We start from the raw sequence: 14,528 nt of genomic DNA on the forward strand, positions 1-14,528 counted from the left end.
GCGCCCCGGATCTACGCCCGGTGGCCGCGACCGCGACGCGGTCCCAGACGGTCTTGTTCTCGGTACGAGTGCTGTCCACGAAGAAACAATCTCATTTACTTAGATATTAAGCAACTGAATCTCTTGCGGGCAGTAGTCTGACGGTGACCGCAGCGAAGGAGTTACCACCGACATGGCCGACCGAAACCGCCTCGAATCCGCGATTTCCGCGGATCTACGAGCGCTGTCGTCGGTCTCCGAACAGATCGGCCAAGTGTTCGGTGCTCAACACAGCCTGCGGCCCAACGACTTTCGGGCTCTGTTGCACGTCATGGTCGCCGATGTCGAGGGTGCGCCGCTGACGGCGGGGGAACTGGGCACCATGCTGGGGCTGTCCTCGGCGGCGATGACCTACCTCGTCGAGCGCATGATCACCTCCGGGCACATCCGCCGCGAATCCGACGCGTCCGATCGACGCAAGGTCATTCTGCGGTACGACGAGCACGGGATGGAGGTCGCTCGCGGATTCTTCGGCCCCCTCGGTAAGCGGACGAGCGCCGCATTGGCGGACCTCCCCGATGGCGATCTCGCCGCCGCGCATCGGGTGTTCGAAGCGCTGATCGGCGCTATGCGAGAACATCACGCAGACCTGGGAAACAGCCGTCGCGCGTAGGGGCCGCGCCCGGCGCGATGTTCGAACCGCTGGTGGGTGGCCTGTTCTGGCCAATGCTGGACTCCGAGCGTGCGAGTGCCGTAGGGTTGGCCACGGTTGAGCTAACAGCCGGTCACGGGGAAACGCAGCGAAGTCGGCGTCCGGGTCAGGCTAAAATTCTGCTCCCGCTGCGTCAATCGGTTTCCCCCTCAGTTCGACCGATCGATGGGATCTGCCATGAGTGTTGAATCTTCAGGCAACAAAGTTCGAACCACCCCGGTGACTGTCGCGGAGAAGTCCGTGTCCGTCGCAGCAACCGGAGCAATCTTCACCGCGCACGACGGCCCCGACGGATCACTCGTCGTCGCCGTCCACGGCGACATCGACATGCGCAGCGCGCCGATGTTCTCCGATTTCGTCTGCAGCCGCGTGTCCAGCAAGAGGCATGTCACCCTCGATCTGTCCAATGTCGAATTCTTCGGCATTGCTGGTCTCACCGTTTTCGATGCAGTCCGTGACTACACGGCCGGCATCGGCGCATCATGGTCGATCGTCGCAGGACGCTCGGTCTCACGTCTGATCCAGGTCGCCGACCTCGAGTCCACAATTCCGACGGCTCGTCCCTCGAACGACCGGTAATACTCCGGCGATCATCGCCGCGACAAGAGGTGGGCAGCTCCAGTACGGGGCTGCCCACTGTTCGTCGTTCTCGAGTCGTCTGCCCCCGAGTTGCCTGTCCCCGAACGAACGACCCTGCAGAACGGCGCAGCCGATGTACAGGGTCGTTCGAAGTTGTTGCAGCCCAGGAGAACTAGTCCTCGGTTCCCTCCGAGGCGCTGAAGAAGGCCCACTCGCCGTCGTGCTCGACCTCGAGTCGCCATCCCAATTCCTCGTTGTCCGACTTGCTGTCCTTGAACCAGGCGTGCGCGTCCTCCGAACTGGAGATGTCCTTGGTCTCGACGACGGTTCCGTGCGGATCGATAACTCTGTAATTTGCCATGACGTCGGGATGCCCCGATGTCGCACGGCCTAATCCACGCTGGAACGCCGAGGCGAGAGGGCGGCCGACTCCGGTGGTGTACAAAAGCGCGCGCATTCGTCGAATGCGCGCGAAATCGCCTCGGAAACCACGCGATTCTGCGCGCAGCCGGCAAACGCGCGCGCTTGTGCGGTGAGCGAGCGAGTTGTCGAGTGCACCCGCTACGTGCGCGAGAGCACCGATCGCGCGAAGAACATCAGGTTCGCCGGACGCTCGGCCAGTCTGCGCATGAAGTAGCCGTACCACTGCGACCCGTAGGGCACGTACACGCGAACGTGCCGACCGGCATCGACGAGTCGGCGCTGCTCGGGATCGCGGATGCCGTACAGCATCTGGAACTCGAACTCCTCCGACGACCTGCCCGCGGACGCCGCGAACTGCTCCGCAGCGTCGATCATCTCCGGATCGTGTGAGGCCACCATGGGGTAGCCGCGACCGTTCATCAAGACCTGCAGGCACCTCAGGTACGAGTCCGAGACCTCGCGTGCAGTCTGAAACGCCACCGACGACGGTTCGTTGTACGCACCTTTGCACAGGCGGATCCGAGATCTCGGCCCGGACAGGTCCCGGCAGTCGGCCTCGGTGCGTCGCAGATATGCCTGCAGCACCGTGCCCAGATCCGGAAAGTCCACGCGCAGTTCGCGGACGATCGACAGGGTCGAATCGGTGGTCGTGTGGTCCTCGGCATCCACCGTCACCCACACTCCCGCCGCAGTGGCAGCAGCGCAGATGGTCCGTGCGTTCTCCAGTGCCAGGGTTCGATCGATTCCCTGGCCGAGCGCGGACAGCTTGAGTGATATCTCGAGCGCTGTCGCATCGGCCTGTCGCGTCGAAAAGCGTTGTATCAGTGACAGATACGCGTCCACGGTTGCTCTCGCCTGGCCGCGGTCGGTGGTGTCCTCACCGAGGTAGTCCACCGAGACGAACCGGCCCGACGCCAGCAGGGTATCGACTGCGCTGACGGCCGCAGGCTCGGATTCACCCGCGACAAAGCGGTCGACGAGGGATCGGGTGGCGCGCAGCCGCGTCACCGTCGCCTGCAGTTTCGGCGAACGCGCCGCCGCCAGCAGCGCCGGTCGCAGCGGATTGCTGAGCAGAGTGGTCATCGTGTGCCCTCGCCTTCCTGGTGCGGGTAGCCGTGAGTGGTCGGCGGTACGAACGTTTCCTTCACGGTGCGGGCCGAGGCCCAGCGCAGCAGATTCTGCGGTGAACCCGCCTTGTCGTTGGTGCCCGATGCGCGGGCTCCGCCGAACGGTTGCTGTCCCACCACCGCGCCGGTCGGCTTGTCGTTGACGTAGAAGTTCCCGGCGGCGAATCGCAGTGCCGCATGGGCCTGTTCGACGGCCGTGCGATCGGTGGCGATGACCGCTCCGGTCAACGCGTACTTCGAGCCACTGTCCACGACACGCAGGATCTCGGCGTAGGCGTCGGGCCTGGCGTCGTCGTACACGTGGACGGCGAGGATGGGGCCGAAGTACTCGGTGGTGAAGGCCTCGTCGGTGGGATCGTCGCCGAGAAGCACGGTGGGGGAGACGAAGTAGCCCTCCGAGTCGTCACAGGTTCCGCCTGCAGCAATGGTCAAGCCGGGGACGGACTTCGCTCGGTCGAGGGCAGCTGCATTGCGGTCGAACGCCTTTCGATCGATGACGGCGCCGCCGTAGTTGGAGAGGTCGGTCACGTCACCGTACTTCAGCGCCGAGACCTGCTCGACGAACGAATCGCCCATCGAAGCCCACAGCGATTTCGGTACGAACGCCCGCGATGCTGCCGAGCACTTCTGTCCCTGGAAGTCGAACGCGCCGCGAATCATGGCCGTGGTCAGCACATCCGGATCGGCGGAGCTGTGGGCGACGATGAAGTCCTTGCCGCCGGTCTCGCCGACGAGCCGTGGGTAGGAGTGGTAGTTCGAGATGTTGTTGCCCACCTGACGCCACAGCGTCTGGAATGTCGCGGTGGATCCGGTGAAGTGGATGCCGGCCAGCCGTGGATCGGCAAGGGCGACTTCGGACACCATCGGCCCGTCGCCGAGAACGAGGTTGATCACACCCGGCGGCAGACCGGCGGCTTCTAAGAGCTGCAGCGTGAGATATGCGGCCACGGCCTGGGTGGGCGAGGGCTTCCACAGCACGGTGTTGCCCATCAACGCAGGCGCGGTGGGCAGGTTGCCTGCGATGGCGGTGAAGTTGAACGGAGTGATGGCGTAGACGAAGCCCTCGAGCGGACGGTATTCGACGCGATTCCACACTCCCGGTGCCGATATCGGCTGCTCGGCGAGAATCTGCCGGGCGAACGTGACGTTGAACCGCCAGAAGTCGATGAGCTCGCAGGGTGCGTCGATCTCCGCCTGGTAGGCCGACTTGGACTGACCGAGCATCGTTGCAGCAGTGATTCTTTCGCGCCACGGGCCGGACAGCAGATCGGCGGCCCGCAGGAACACCGCGGCGCGCTCGTCGAAGGGAAGATCGCGCCACATCGGCGCGGCTGCCGTCGCGGCGTCGATGGCGTCGCGCACATCCTGGTGGCCGGCTCCGGCGAAACTGCCGATGACCGACGAGTGCTTGTGCGGTTCGACGACGTTCTCGCGTGGGCCGTCGGCCTGTCGATGAACTCCGCCGATGACCTGATGGATCTCGACGGTGGAGGAACGCAGTTCGGTCAGGCGGCTGCGCAAGCGGGTGCGTTCCGGACTACCCGGGGCGTAGGTGTTGACCGGCTCGTTGGTGGGGGTGGGGACGGATGTGACGGCGTCCATGGCTGCTCCTCGGCTTCGGTGTGTGCTGCTCATTGAAGTCCGATCCGCACCGCGTTCAATCAGCTCATCGGCCAAAGAATTCATGATCTACTTGTCCTCATGGCCAATACGGTGTCGCTGCGTTCGATGCTGACCTCGCTGCACAGCGCCGTCGTCGAACTCGTCCTCGCGCCCGTCGGAACGGACATGGCCGTCGAGTCCGTCGCGCTGCTCGATTCCGACGACCTGCGGCTACCTCCGGGAACATCCTCCGATCTGACGCTGCTGGTGGGCGTGACCGAGGCCGATGTGATCCGGTGGTTCGACGATCTCGCGTTGCGCTCGGTCGCAGACCGACCGCTCGCGGTGCTGACCAAAGTCGCCGCCTCGACCGCGCTGTCCCACGGTGCCAGGGAGACCGGCATCGCCTTGGTCGCGGTGCACCAGCAGACACGGTGGGAGCTGTTGCTGTCGATGATGCGCGGAGTTCTCGATCAGGCCCGAGCCCAGAGCCCCGACGACGGACTGTTCGGAGCCGACACCGACCTCTACGAACTCGCGCAGACGGTGGCGTCGCTGACGAAGGGCATGGTGAGCATCGAGGACGAGCGCTCACACGTGTTGGCCTACTCGGCATCCGACGACGCGGCCGACGAGCTGCGCACCCTGTCGATTCTCGGACGCGAAGGACCGGCCGACTATCTGCGCAGACTGCACGAGCGTGGCGTGTTCGATCGACTCCGCCGCACCGACGACGTGATCGACGTGCCGGCCGATACCGAACTGGAGATTCGTCGACGCCTCGCAGTCGGGATTCGTCGCATGACCGGCAGCCCCACGACTCTCGGGACGATCTGGGTGCAGCAGGGTTCCCTCCCGCTCGCCGCCGACGCCGACGCGGTACTGCGCGGTGCCTCCGCTGTCGCGGCCCGACTGATCACCCGCATCGCGAACGCCCCGACCAACGAGGCCCTGCAGATTCAGCGCCTGCTCGGGGCCAGGGGCGGCGGAGTCGACGTCCCGTCGCTGGCGTCTGCGCTGTCGATACCCACCTCGGGTTCCGCGGCTGTCGTCGGATTCGCGGCCTGCGGAGACTTCGAGATCAGCGCCCTGGCACCGTCTGTTCGACTGCATGCCAGCGCTTTTCGACGAGACTCATTGGTCACCACCATCGGTGAGAGAATCTACGCACTGTTTCCCGTGGTTGCGTCGGGCACGGGGATTTCGGGGTGGACCGCCGACGCCGTCGGACGCATCGAGACGCGTACCTCGCTGGCGTTGCGCGCTGCGGTCGCAGCCCCGATCGCCGACCTCGAGGGCGTGGCCGTGGCCAGATTCGAGGTCGACCGAGTTCTCGACGGCACCACCGGCGAGGTGCGGGTCACCACGCTGGAGGAGTCGAGAACCTCGGTGTTGCTGGGTGAAATCCTGGAACTGATCACCAATCACGAACAGCTGCGAGACCCGCGCATCGCCGCCCTCGATCGATACGACGCCACCAACGACTCCAGAATGCGCGAGAGTCTCGAGACGTACCTGGCGTGCTTCGGCGACGTTCGGGCTGCCGCCGAGCGATTGCACATTCACCCGAACACCTTGCGCTACCGCATTCGCCGCGTCGAGCAGATCCTTGACCTCGATCTCACCGATTCCGACGCACGACTACTCGTCGAGATCCAACTGCGTCTGTGAGCGGCTTCGCCGCACGTGAGCAGGAGTGGAGCCCGCGGAACGACCCAAGTGAGCGAAAACTCGTAGCAGGCTACGAGGTTCTATGCACGTGGGGTGCCGGTGCTGGATCGGATCACCAGGGTCGGTTCGATGCTCGAACGCCTGGTGCTTCGGTTTCCGGTGTCGATCTGGTCCAGCAGAATTTCGACGCTTCGTACGCCGACGTCGGTGAATTCCTGGCGAATGGTGGTCAGGGGCGGTGAGAAGAATTCCGCGTCGGGAACATCGTCGAAGCCGACCACGCTGACGTCCTGCGGTACTCGCTTTCCGTGGACGTTCAGCGCGCGGAGCACCCCGAGCGCCATGGAGTCGTTGCCTGCGAACACTGCGGTGACGTCGGCGTCGACGGCCAGTTCGCTGCCGGCCCGGAACCCTGATTTCGCGGTCCAGTCGCCGCCGAGGGTGGGCGGCGGTTCGATGCCTGCTTCCTCGTGGGCCATCCGCCATCCGGTGACGCGGTCGCCGGCCTCGTACCACCCCAGCGGTCCGGCAACGTGCCACACGGCGCTGTGTCCGAGCGAGAGCAGGTGACTGGTTGCTGCCTTCGCTCCGGCGATCTGGTCCACCGAGACGACGGCCAGATCACCGGCAGGCGAACCCTCCACGGCGACGAGTGGGAGTTCCCCGGCCAGATCGGCGATGTCGCCGCCGTCGGTTCGTAGAGGCGCGATGACGACGACGCCGTCGACACCCTGCTTCTGCAACCGGCGCACACAGGTGATGATGGCTGCCTCGTCGAACGAGGTGGGGACGCCGACCACCACGGAGTAGCCGGCGTGACGGGCTGCGTACTCGACGCTGTACAGCGTCGACACCGGACCGTAGAGAGCGTTTCCGGTCCCGACGATTCCGATGGTCTTGCTGCGGCCGGTGACCAGAGCGCGGGCAGCAGTGTTCGGTCGATAGCCGAGTTCCGAGATCGCCTGATGCACTTTGGTTCTCGTCGCTTCGGTCACGTTGGGATGACCGTTGATGACGCGGGAGACGGTCTGATGGGACACGCCGGCGAGACGGGCGACATCGGTCATGGCGGGTCCGCGAGTGGGTGTCATCTTCCGAGCCTCCCTTCGTGATCGAAGACAATCACAGCATGCCCGGGCCGGTGGTGCCCGCGACTGTGTGGATTACGTGGGTGTTGTCACCGCGGAACCGGTCGTGGTGGGCGCAGGCTTGCCTGGCTCGGCACCGGAGAACATCTCGGCCGGCACAGGCACTCCCAGATAGCTGCTCGGAGGCGCAGCTTTGTCGCCCTTGTTGCCCTTGCCGCTCGCTGCTCGGCGCTTGGTCCAGATGTCGAATGCCACTGCGGCGAGGAGTACCAGGCCCTTGACCAGCTGAACGCGTTCGCTGGGCGAACCGATGAGCGACATTCCGCTGTTGATCACGGCGATGATGAGTCCGCCGGTGAGCGCACCGACGATGCGGCCGACACCGCCCTGCACCGCTGCGCCACCGATGAAGGCCGCGGCGATAGCGTCGAGCTCGAAGCCGTTGCCTGCAGTGGGACCGGCCTGGTTGAGGCGGCCGGCGAAGATGATTCCGGCGAGGGCGGACAGGACTCCCATGTTGACGAAGATCCAGAAGGTCACCGGCTTGACCTTGATACCGGACAGCGATGCAGCGTGGATGTTTCCGCCGATGGCGTACACGTGCCGACCGAACACCGTCCTGCCTGCCAGCGTGGAATAACCCATCACCAGTACGGCGAGAAGGATCAGCACGTACGGCAGGTTCTTGAAGCGCGCCAGCTGGACGGCGACGGCGAGAACCAGACCGCCGGCCAGAACCATCTTGAGCAGGAACAGGGGCATCGCGTCGACGGCCTGCCCGTACTTCTGCCGACCAGTCCGAGAACGCCACTGCGTGAACACGATTCCGGCAACGGCGAGGATCGCGACGAGCAGGGTGAAGATGTCCGCACCCCCGAGCGGCCCGAGTCCCACGTTGCCCAGGAAGCCGGGGAGGAAGCCGTTGGAGAGAGTGCGCACGGGCCCGGGGAACGGTCCGATGCCCTGGTTCCCGAGCACGATGAGGGTGACCGCGCGGAAGATGAGCATGCCGGCCAGGGTCACGATGAATGCCGGAATGCCGAAGTACGCAACCCAATAGCCCTGCCAGGCTCCGATCAGACCGCCGATGATCAGCGTGATGAGCACCGCAAGAGGCCACGGCACGTTCTGCTGAACCATCAGCACACCCGAGATCGCTCCGGTCGCCGCGACAACCGATCCGACGGACAGGTCGATGTGGCCCGCGATGATGATCACGACCATGCCGATGGCCAGGATGAGGATGTACGATTTCTGGACCACCATGTTGCTGATGTTCTGCGGGACCAGCAGTTGGCCGCCGGTGAGAACGGTGAACAGCAGGATGATCAACGCGAACGCGATGAAGATCCCGCTCTGGCGGAGGTTTCGCGTGAGCAGCCCCCGTACGGTCGACAGCTGGTTCATCGAAGTACTCCTGTTCCACGGGTCATGAGGTGCATGAGGGATTCCTGTGTCGCGTCCTCGCGAGTCACCTCACCGGTGATCCGGCCTGCGGACAGCGCGTAGATCCGGTCGCACAGTCCGAGCAGTTCCGGTAGCTCGGAGGAGATCACCAGAATTGCCTTGCCTGCGTCGGCGAGATCGTTGATGATCGAATAGATTTCGAACTTCGCGCCGACGTCGATTCCTCGCGTCGGTTCGTCGAGGATGAGCACGTCGGGATCGCTGAAGATCCACTTGCTCAGCACGACTTTCTGCTGATTGCCGCCGGAGAGCTTGCCGACGACGGCAGAGACGTTCGGTGCCTTGATGTTCATGCTCTTCCGGAAGCCTTCGGCCACCTTGTATTCCTGGTTGTCGTCGACGAAGCCACCGGTCACCAGTTTGTCGAGTGCCGCAGTGGAGATGTTGCGTTTGATGTCGTCGATCAGGTTGAGGCCGTAGCGCTTTCGGTCCTCGGTGGCGTACGCGATTCCGTGATGGATGGCGTCGCTTACGGATTTGACGTGTATTTCCTTGCCGTACTTGTACAGTCGCCCCGAGATGTCGATGCCGTAACTGCGTCCGAAGACACTCATGGCCAATTCGGTGCGTCCGGCACCCATCAGCCCGGCCAGGCCGACGATCTCACCACGGCGCAGCGTCAGATTCGCTCCGTCGACGACGGTTCGGCCGTGCTGGGTCGGGCTGTGCACGGTCCAGTCCTCGATACGCAGAACTTCCTCTCCCACAGTGGATTCGTGCGGTGGGAAACGGTGCTCGAGATCGCGGCCGACCATCAGCGAGATGATGCGATCCTCGGTGACCTCGGGGCTGCGCATGTCCAACGTCTCGATGGTGCGGCCGTCGCGAATGATCGTGGTGCGGTCGGCGACGGCCGCGATCTCGTTGAGCTTGTGCGAGATGATCACGCACGTGATTCCCTCGTCTCGCAGACCCCGCAGCAGGTCCAGCAGGTGAGCCGAGTCCGAATCGTTCAGTGCTGCAGTCGGTTCGTCGAGAATCAGCAGCGTGACGTCCTTGGACAACGCCTTGGCGATCTCGACGAGTTGCTGTTTGCCGACCCCGAGATCGTTGACCACGGTGACCGGGTTCTCCCGCAGCCCCACTCGATTCAGTAGGGCTGCGGCCTCGGAATTGGTTCGGTTCCAGTCGATGAACCCGCGCCTGGACCGCTCGTTGCCGAGAAAGATGTTCTCGGCGATGGACAGGTACGGACTCAACGCGAGTTCCTGATGGATGATGACGATGCCCTCGGCCTCGCTGCTCCGGATGTCGGAGAACTCGCAGGCGCGACCGTCGAACACGATCTCGCCGTCGAATGTGTCGTGTGGATACACACCCGACAGCACCTTCATGAGTGTCGACTTTCCGGCGCCGTTCTCACCGCAGATCGCGTGGATTTCGCCGCGATCGACCGAGAGAGTGACATCCTGCAGCGCCTTCACGCCGGGAAACGTCTTGGTGATGCCGCGCATCTCCAAGATCGGGCTCGTCATCTCCGAACTCACTTCAACTGATCCTCGGTGTAGTAGCCGCCTTCGACCAGCAGCTGCTCGTAGTTGCCCTTGTTGACGATCTCGGGCTGCAGCAGGTACGCGGGGACGACCTTCTCGCCGTTGTCGTAGTCCGTCGTGTTGTTCGTCTCCGGCGTCTGACCGTCGAGCATGGACTGAGCCATCGCGATCGTGACCTCGGCCAGTTGCCGGGTGTCCTTGTAGATCGTGGAGTACTGCTCGTCGGCGATGATCGACTTCACCGACGGCACCTCGGCGTCCTGACCGGTGACGATGGGGTAGGGCTGCCCTGCTGTGCCGTAGCCGTTGCTCTTGAGCGCGGAGAGGATTCCGATCGACAGGCCGTCGTACGGCGAGAGCACGCCCTGAACCTGCTGGCCCGAGGAGTACGTCTTGGTGAGCAGGTCCGCCATGCGCTTCTGCGCGGTCGCCGGATCCCAGCGCAGTGTTGCGGCCGTCTCGAAGTCGGATTCGCCGCTGCCGATCTTCAGGGTTCCGTCGTCCAGGTACGGCTGCAGAGTCTCCATCGCGCCGTCGAAGAAGAACGTGGCGTTGTTGTCGTCGGGAGAACCGGCGAAGACCTCGATGTTCAACGGACCGGCTGGGGCGTCGGCCTTGTCGGTGCCGTCCTCGTTCTTCAATCCGAGGCCGACGAGCAGAGACGTGGCCTGGTCGACGCCGACCTTGTAGTTGTCGAACGTCGCGTAGTAGTCGACGTTGGGGGAGTTGCGGATGAGGCGGTCGTACGCGATGACGCCGATGCCGTTGTCCTTGGCTTCCTGCAACTGGGTGGTGATCGCGGTGCCGTCCACCGAGGCCACGATGAGAAGCTTTGCGCCCTGGGTGATCTGGTTCTCGATCTGATTCACCTGGGTGGGAATGTCGTTCTCCGCGTACTGCAGATCGACCTTGTAGCCCTGTCCTTCGAGTGCGCTCTTGAGATTGTCGCCGTCGGCGATCCATCGAGCCGAGGACTTGGTCGGCATCGTCACGCCGATCAGCGCGCCCGCCGTGCTTCCGCCGTCGGCCGGCTGGACGTCCGCCGTCTTGGTGCTCGATCCGCATGCGGTGACCGTGATGGCCAGTGCCACCGCAGCCGCGGCCATGGGTAGATGTCGAAACTTCATCGTTTCTCCCTGCTCGGTGAAATCAGATCTCGAAGTTGGTGGAGAGTGGCATCGTCTGTGCCGCACATCACATCAAGACGAAAGTGTGAGCGATAACATCGGCATTGTCAAAGTTTATTTTCCGCACCCCCGCTCACCAGTGTGAGCGCTAACAACGGGTCACCGCCGCAGCCCCGAGAGTCGAGAATTTCGCCGCAGGGGCCGGGGCGTCAGTGCAACTCGTGAACCGACTGTTTCCCGCTCTTGAGCCAGCGACTCGGGAGTCGGCCGACCAGCTCGCCCAGTGGGTGGACCGCAGCCGAGAGGATCTCCACGGAATCCTGCAGGATGTCGATCGAGATGCTCATCCGCTCGATGTTCGGGGCCACCGACGTCAGTGTCTCCGACAGCTTGACCAGCTGATCGAGCGGTCCGCCCTTGGCTGTCAGTCGCTCGATGGCACCGTCCTCGGCGAGCAGCGTTTCGAGGATGCCCTCCTCGGCGATGGCACGCTCGATCAGGCCGTCCTGACGCGTGAGCACCTCGAGCGGGCCGTCCTTGGCCGTCAGTCGTTCGAGCGGTCCGTTGGTGGCGGTGATGCGGTCGAGCAGACCGCCTTCGGCGAGCAGTCGTTCGAGCGGTCCGTCCTCGGCGAGCAGCCGGTCCAAGGGTCCGCCCGGAGCCAGAATTCGCTCGACCGGGCCGCCCGGGGAGAGCAACCGCTCGAGGGTGCCGTCCTCGGAAGTGAGGCGGTCGACGACGCCGCCCTGGGCGAGAAGGCGGTCCAAGGGTCCGCCTTCCTTGAGTGCGTTGCCCAGGGCGCGGTCGTCGGAGGTGAGTTGGCCGAGCTGGGCGAGCAGTTGCATGGTGCCGCCGCGTGGATTGGCGAGCGAGGCGACACCTGCGGTGCCGGATGCACCGGTGGCCAAGGCCATCCTGGTGGTGGCCAACGCGACCTCCGCGACGCCGATCGCCTGCTCGGCGATGGCAATTCCGGCGCGCGCGGGCAGTGTGATCGCTGACACCCAATTCATCGTTTTACTGTAACTGCTCGTAGCTCGGAAAATCAGTGAAGAACCTTCAGTCCCACGACGCATCCGACGATGCCGACCAGAAGCGCCACCTTGAGCAGTGACGCAGCTTCTTCGCCGGTGATCATGGCGTACGCGACGGTGAGGGTGGCACCGATTCCCACCCAGACGGCGTAGGCGGTACCGGTGGGCAACGACCGCATCGCGACCGCGAGACCGATCATGCTGAGCACCACTGCGACCCCGAAGACGACGGACGGTCCGAGTTTGGTGAAGCCCTCGGACTTACCGAGCGCGGTCGCCCAGATCGCTTCGAGAACGCCGGAGACGACGAGAATGAGCCAAGCCACGAAAATCACTCCTTGCACCGTCTTGTCGCTGTTCGGGTACGGTGCGCTCGTCCGATTGTCGGAAGTGACTTGTACGATCGTACCAATTCGGGTCGGTAGTGGCCATGTGTTTCGGGTTGTCAGTACGCGTACGTGTTCGCGGGCGCGTCGATTCGCTCGACCGTGGAGACGGTCATCGTGGGTGTGAACGCGGTGTCCTCCGTCGCTGTGGCCGCGTCGACGGTCCCCGATATCTGCAGCCAGGTGCCGTCCGAAATGTCGTCGAGAGACGCGCTACCTGCGTCGAGGTGGATGCGAACGGACCTGGCGTCGGCCGCGCAGCAAATGATGAGAATGCGAGCGAGATCGATGCCGTCAGTCGTGCCGTCGGCGCGCGGTGAGCCTCCGTTCGCGGTGGCGACGGCGAATCCGGTGACGCGAATCTCCCGTCCGTCGAGGCTGCCTTCGGTGTCTCTGACCGCGCGTTGTACGACATCGAGCAACGGAACCTCGGGCGCCCGCTCGTCCGGGAGAGGTGGAAACGCTGTCCGCTGACGATCGGCCGCCGAGGTGACGGATCGATCGCCGACCGCGGAGACACCCAGCGCGGGCGGTGCGACGAACAGGATGACCGCGAGCGGGACCAACAGCAGCCAGTACGGACGCGAATCGTGACCGTGCCCGTCGTCGGCCGGCCCCCCGCGGCGGATGTCGGCCACGATCGACGCGGCCGCCAGGAGCACGATCAACACGCCGGCAGTCAGCAGATACGGATGCAGCGACGGTTTGACGTATCGCACAAAGCTGCCGTCCAACGAAATCTTGACCATGGCTCCGCCGAGGAGAAACAGCAGAAGGTTCTGCACCTCGCGCTTCATCGCGCTCCCAGAACGAGGTAGCCGCACACCGAGGCGCACACGACCGCGACGACGAACGTCAGCGGGGCGAAACGTGCGACGAACCCGCGTCCGAAACTGCCCGCCTGCATCGCCATCAGCTTCACGTCGACGGCAGGTCCGACCACCAGGAAGACCAACCGCGGCAGCAGCGGCAGCATCGACATGCTGGCGGCGACGAACGCATCGGCCTCCGAACACAGAGCCAGAATCACCGCAAGTACGGCCATCACCAGGATCGACAGCAGCAACTGCCCGGCGAGATGGGCGAACACCCAGTCCGGAATCACCAGATGCAGCAGCGCGGCGGCCGCAGCACCGAACACGAGAAATGCCCCGGCCTGAAGCAGGTCAGCACGCGCCGACTCGCGGAACGTCTCCCACTTCGAGCGGTCGTGATCGTGTCCGCGAGCGGCCAGCCGCGCGGTGATCCACTCCGCCTTACCGAACCGGGTCCACAGCCAACCCATCACCAGTGCAGTGGCGAGCGAGCCGAGGAACCGCGCGAGAACCATGCCGGGTTCGCCGGGAAAAGCCACCGCGGTCGAGACCAGGACGACCGGGTTGATCGCCGGTGCCGACAGCAGGAATGCGAGGGCGGCCGATGCCGGAACACCCTGATCCATGAGCCGACGGGAGACGGGGACGGCGCCGCACTCACAACCGGGCAGCGCCATTCCGGCCAGTCCCGTCACTCCGACGGCAGCCGTTTCGTTCTTCGGGACCACTCGTCGAAGCACCGTCGGCGAGACGAACGCGGCGATACTTCCGCTGACGAGTACTCCGAGCACCAGGAACGGCGTCGCCTGCACGAAGATCCCGGTGAACACCGTCGCGCCGGTCTTCAGCGCGGGGGACGAGTCGACCCATCGCGCGATATCGGCACCGAAGACGATGCCCAATACGAGCAGAGTTGCGAATACGTGCATGGATGACACGGGAGGCCGAGTCCTGATTCGGCCGTCGGTCTTCGCGTCGAGCATCGCTGCCATCATGCCCCCTGTGGCCGGGCTGTGTTGTCGGTG

The 14,528-nt window shown here is 64.5% G+C and carries 14 protein-coding genes and 1 riboswitch; of the genes, 3 read left to right on the forward strand and 11 right to left on the reverse strand.

The window, feature by feature from the left end; all coding sequences use genetic code 11:
* Window positions 1-172: 172 nt before the first annotated feature.
* The gene (locus QM590_RS16505) at window positions 173-652 is read left to right on the forward strand and encodes a MarR family winged helix-turn-helix transcriptional regulator (RefSeq protein ID WP_149404956.1); all 480 of its coding nucleotides are present in this window, start codon (window positions 173-175) and stop codon (window positions 650-652) included.
* 279 nt (window positions 653-931) lie between these two features.
* Complete coding sequence (locus tag QM590_RS16510) at window positions 932-1,270, forward strand: STAS domain-containing protein (RefSeq protein ID WP_231893846.1); 339 nt, start codon at window positions 932-934, stop codon at window positions 1,268-1,270.
* 172 nt (window positions 1,271-1,442) lie between these two features.
* Here the strand turns inward: QM590_RS16510 and QM590_RS16515 are convergent, their stop codons facing one another.
* From QM590_RS16515 to pruA, 3 genes are all read right to left on the reverse strand, one after another.
* The gene (locus QM590_RS16515) at window positions 1,443-1,631 is read right to left on the reverse strand and encodes a hypothetical protein (protein ID WP_094639319.1); all 189 of its coding nucleotides are present in this window, start codon (window positions 1,629-1,631) and stop codon (window positions 1,443-1,445) included.
* A 200-nt stretch (window positions 1,632-1,831) separates the two neighbouring features.
* Window positions 1,832-2,776, reverse strand: coding sequence for a proline dehydrogenase family protein (locus QM590_RS16520; protein ID WP_149404957.1), 945 nt, complete (start codon window positions 2,774-2,776; stop codon window positions 1,832-1,834).
* Window positions 2,773-4,422 carry an L-glutamate gamma-semialdehyde dehydrogenase gene (gene pruA, locus QM590_RS16525; RefSeq protein ID WP_269595706.1) on the reverse strand — a complete coding sequence of 550 codons (1,650 nt, stop codon included), beginning with the start codon at window positions 4,420-4,422 and terminating at the stop codon, window positions 2,773-2,775. The genes QM590_RS16520 and pruA overlap by 4 nt, the downstream gene beginning before the upstream one ends.
* 99 nt (window positions 4,423-4,521) lie before the next feature.
* Here pruA and QM590_RS16530 point away from each other — a divergent pair, with 99 nt between their 5' ends.
* Complete coding sequence (locus QM590_RS16530; protein WP_149404959.1) at window positions 4,522-6,093, forward strand: PucR family transcriptional regulator; 1,572 nt, start codon at window positions 4,522-4,524, stop codon at window positions 6,091-6,093.
* Window positions 6,094-6,173: 80 nt separating this feature from the next.
* On the opposite strand, the gene QM590_RS16535 is transcribed toward QM590_RS16530, so the two are convergent.
* The 8 genes from QM590_RS16535 to QM590_RS16570 all read right to left on the reverse strand — a co-directional run bounded on the left by QM590_RS16535 (window position 6,174) and on the right by QM590_RS16570 (window position 14,432).
* Window positions 6,174-7,184, reverse strand: coding sequence for a LacI family DNA-binding transcriptional regulator (locus tag QM590_RS16535; protein WP_149404960.1), 1,011 nt, complete (start codon window positions 7,182-7,184; stop codon window positions 6,174-6,176).
* 72 nt (window positions 7,185-7,256) lie between these two features.
* On the reverse strand, window positions 7,257-8,588 hold the full coding sequence (gene mmsB / locus QM590_RS16540) for a multiple monosaccharide ABC transporter permease (RefSeq protein ID WP_269595705.1): 1,332 nt from the start codon (window positions 8,586-8,588) through the stop codon (window positions 7,257-7,259).
* On the reverse strand, window positions 8,585-10,123 hold the full coding sequence (mmsA, locus tag QM590_RS16545) for a multiple monosaccharide ABC transporter ATP-binding protein (protein WP_149404961.1): 1,539 nt from the start codon (window positions 10,121-10,123) through the stop codon (window positions 8,585-8,587). Before mmsA ends, mmsB begins: the two co-directional genes overlap by 4 nt.
* Before the next feature lie 8 nt (window positions 10,124-10,131).
* A complete protein-coding gene (gene chvE / locus QM590_RS16550; protein ID WP_269595704.1) occupies window positions 10,132-11,268 on the reverse strand; it encodes a multiple monosaccharide ABC transporter substrate-binding protein in 1,137 nt (378 codons plus the stop codon).
* Between the two features lie 209 nt (window positions 11,269-11,477).
* On the reverse strand, window positions 11,478-12,281 hold the full coding sequence (locus QM590_RS16555; protein ID WP_037194493.1) for a hypothetical protein: 804 nt from the start codon (window positions 12,279-12,281) through the stop codon (window positions 11,478-11,480).
* Window positions 12,282-12,313: 32 nt separating this feature from the next.
* Window positions 12,314-12,628 (reverse strand): DMT family transporter, encoded by a 315-nt coding sequence (locus QM590_RS16560; protein ID WP_068055819.1) that lies wholly within the window; start codon window positions 12,626-12,628, stop codon window positions 12,314-12,316.
* Between the two features lie 11 nt (window positions 12,629-12,639).
* Window positions 12,640-12,702, reverse strand: a riboswitch (guanidine-III (ykkC-III) riboswitch).
* A gap of 45 nt (window positions 12,703-12,747) precedes the next feature.
* Window positions 12,748-13,485: a TIGR03943 family putative permease subunit gene (locus QM590_RS16565; RefSeq protein ID WP_149404963.1), complete on the reverse strand. Its 738-nt coding sequence runs from the start codon at window positions 13,483-13,485 to the stop codon at window positions 12,748-12,750.
* Entirely contained in the window at window positions 13,482-14,432 is a 951-nt protein-coding gene (locus tag QM590_RS16570) for a permease (RefSeq protein WP_262498236.1), read from the reverse strand. The genes QM590_RS16565 and QM590_RS16570 overlap by 4 nt, the downstream gene beginning before the upstream one ends.
* Window positions 14,433-14,528: the final 96 nt, after the last annotated feature.

The organism is Rhodococcus sp. IEGM 1372, assembly GCF_030056835.1.
GTDB lineage: Bacteria > Actinomycetota > Actinomycetes > Mycobacteriales > Mycobacteriaceae > Rhodococcoides.

Bases quoted from the DNA above. Each gene is read 5' to 3' on its own strand.
- QM590_RS16505 (WP_149404956.1), top strand. From the start codon at position 173: ATGGCCGACCGAAACCGCCTCGAATCCGCGATTTCCGCGGATCTACGA.
- QM590_RS16515 (WP_094639319.1), bottom strand. From the start codon at position 1,631: ATGGCAAATTACAGAGTTATCGATCCGCACGGAACCGTCGTCGAGACC.
- QM590_RS16520 (WP_149404957.1), bottom strand. From the start codon at position 2,776: ATGACCACTCTGCTCAGCAATCCGCTGCGACCGGCGCTGCTGGCGGCG.
- pruA (WP_269595706.1), bottom strand. From the start codon at position 4,422: ATGGACGCCGTCACATCCGTCCCCACCCCCACCAACGAGCCGGTCAAC.
- QM590_RS16530 (WP_149404959.1), top strand. From the start codon at position 4,522: ATGGCCAATACGGTGTCGCTGCGTTCGATGCTGACCTCGCTGCACAGC.
- QM590_RS16535 (WP_149404960.1), bottom strand. From the start codon at position 7,184: ATGACACCCACTCGCGGACCCGCCATGACCGATGTCGCCCGTCTCGCC.
- mmsB (WP_269595705.1), bottom strand. From the start codon at position 8,588: ATGAACCAGCTGTCGACCGTACGGGGGCTGCTCACGCGAAACCTCCGC.
- mmsA (WP_149404961.1), bottom strand. From the start codon at position 10,123: ATGACGAGCCCGATCTTGGAGATGCGCGGCATCACCAAGACGTTTCCC.
- chvE (WP_269595704.1), bottom strand. From the start codon at position 11,268: ATGAAGTTTCGACATCTACCCATGGCCGCGGCTGCGGTGGCACTGGCC.
- QM590_RS16555 (WP_037194493.1), bottom strand. From the start codon at position 12,281: ATGAATTGGGTGTCAGCGATCACACTGCCCGCGCGCGCCGGAATTGCC.
- QM590_RS16565 (WP_149404963.1), bottom strand. From the start codon at position 13,485: ATGAAGCGCGAGGTGCAGAACCTTCTGCTGTTTCTCCTCGGCGGAGCC.
- QM590_RS16570 (WP_262498236.1), bottom strand. From the start codon at position 14,432: ATGCACGTATTCGCAACTCTGCTCGTATTGGGCATCGTCTTCGGTGCC.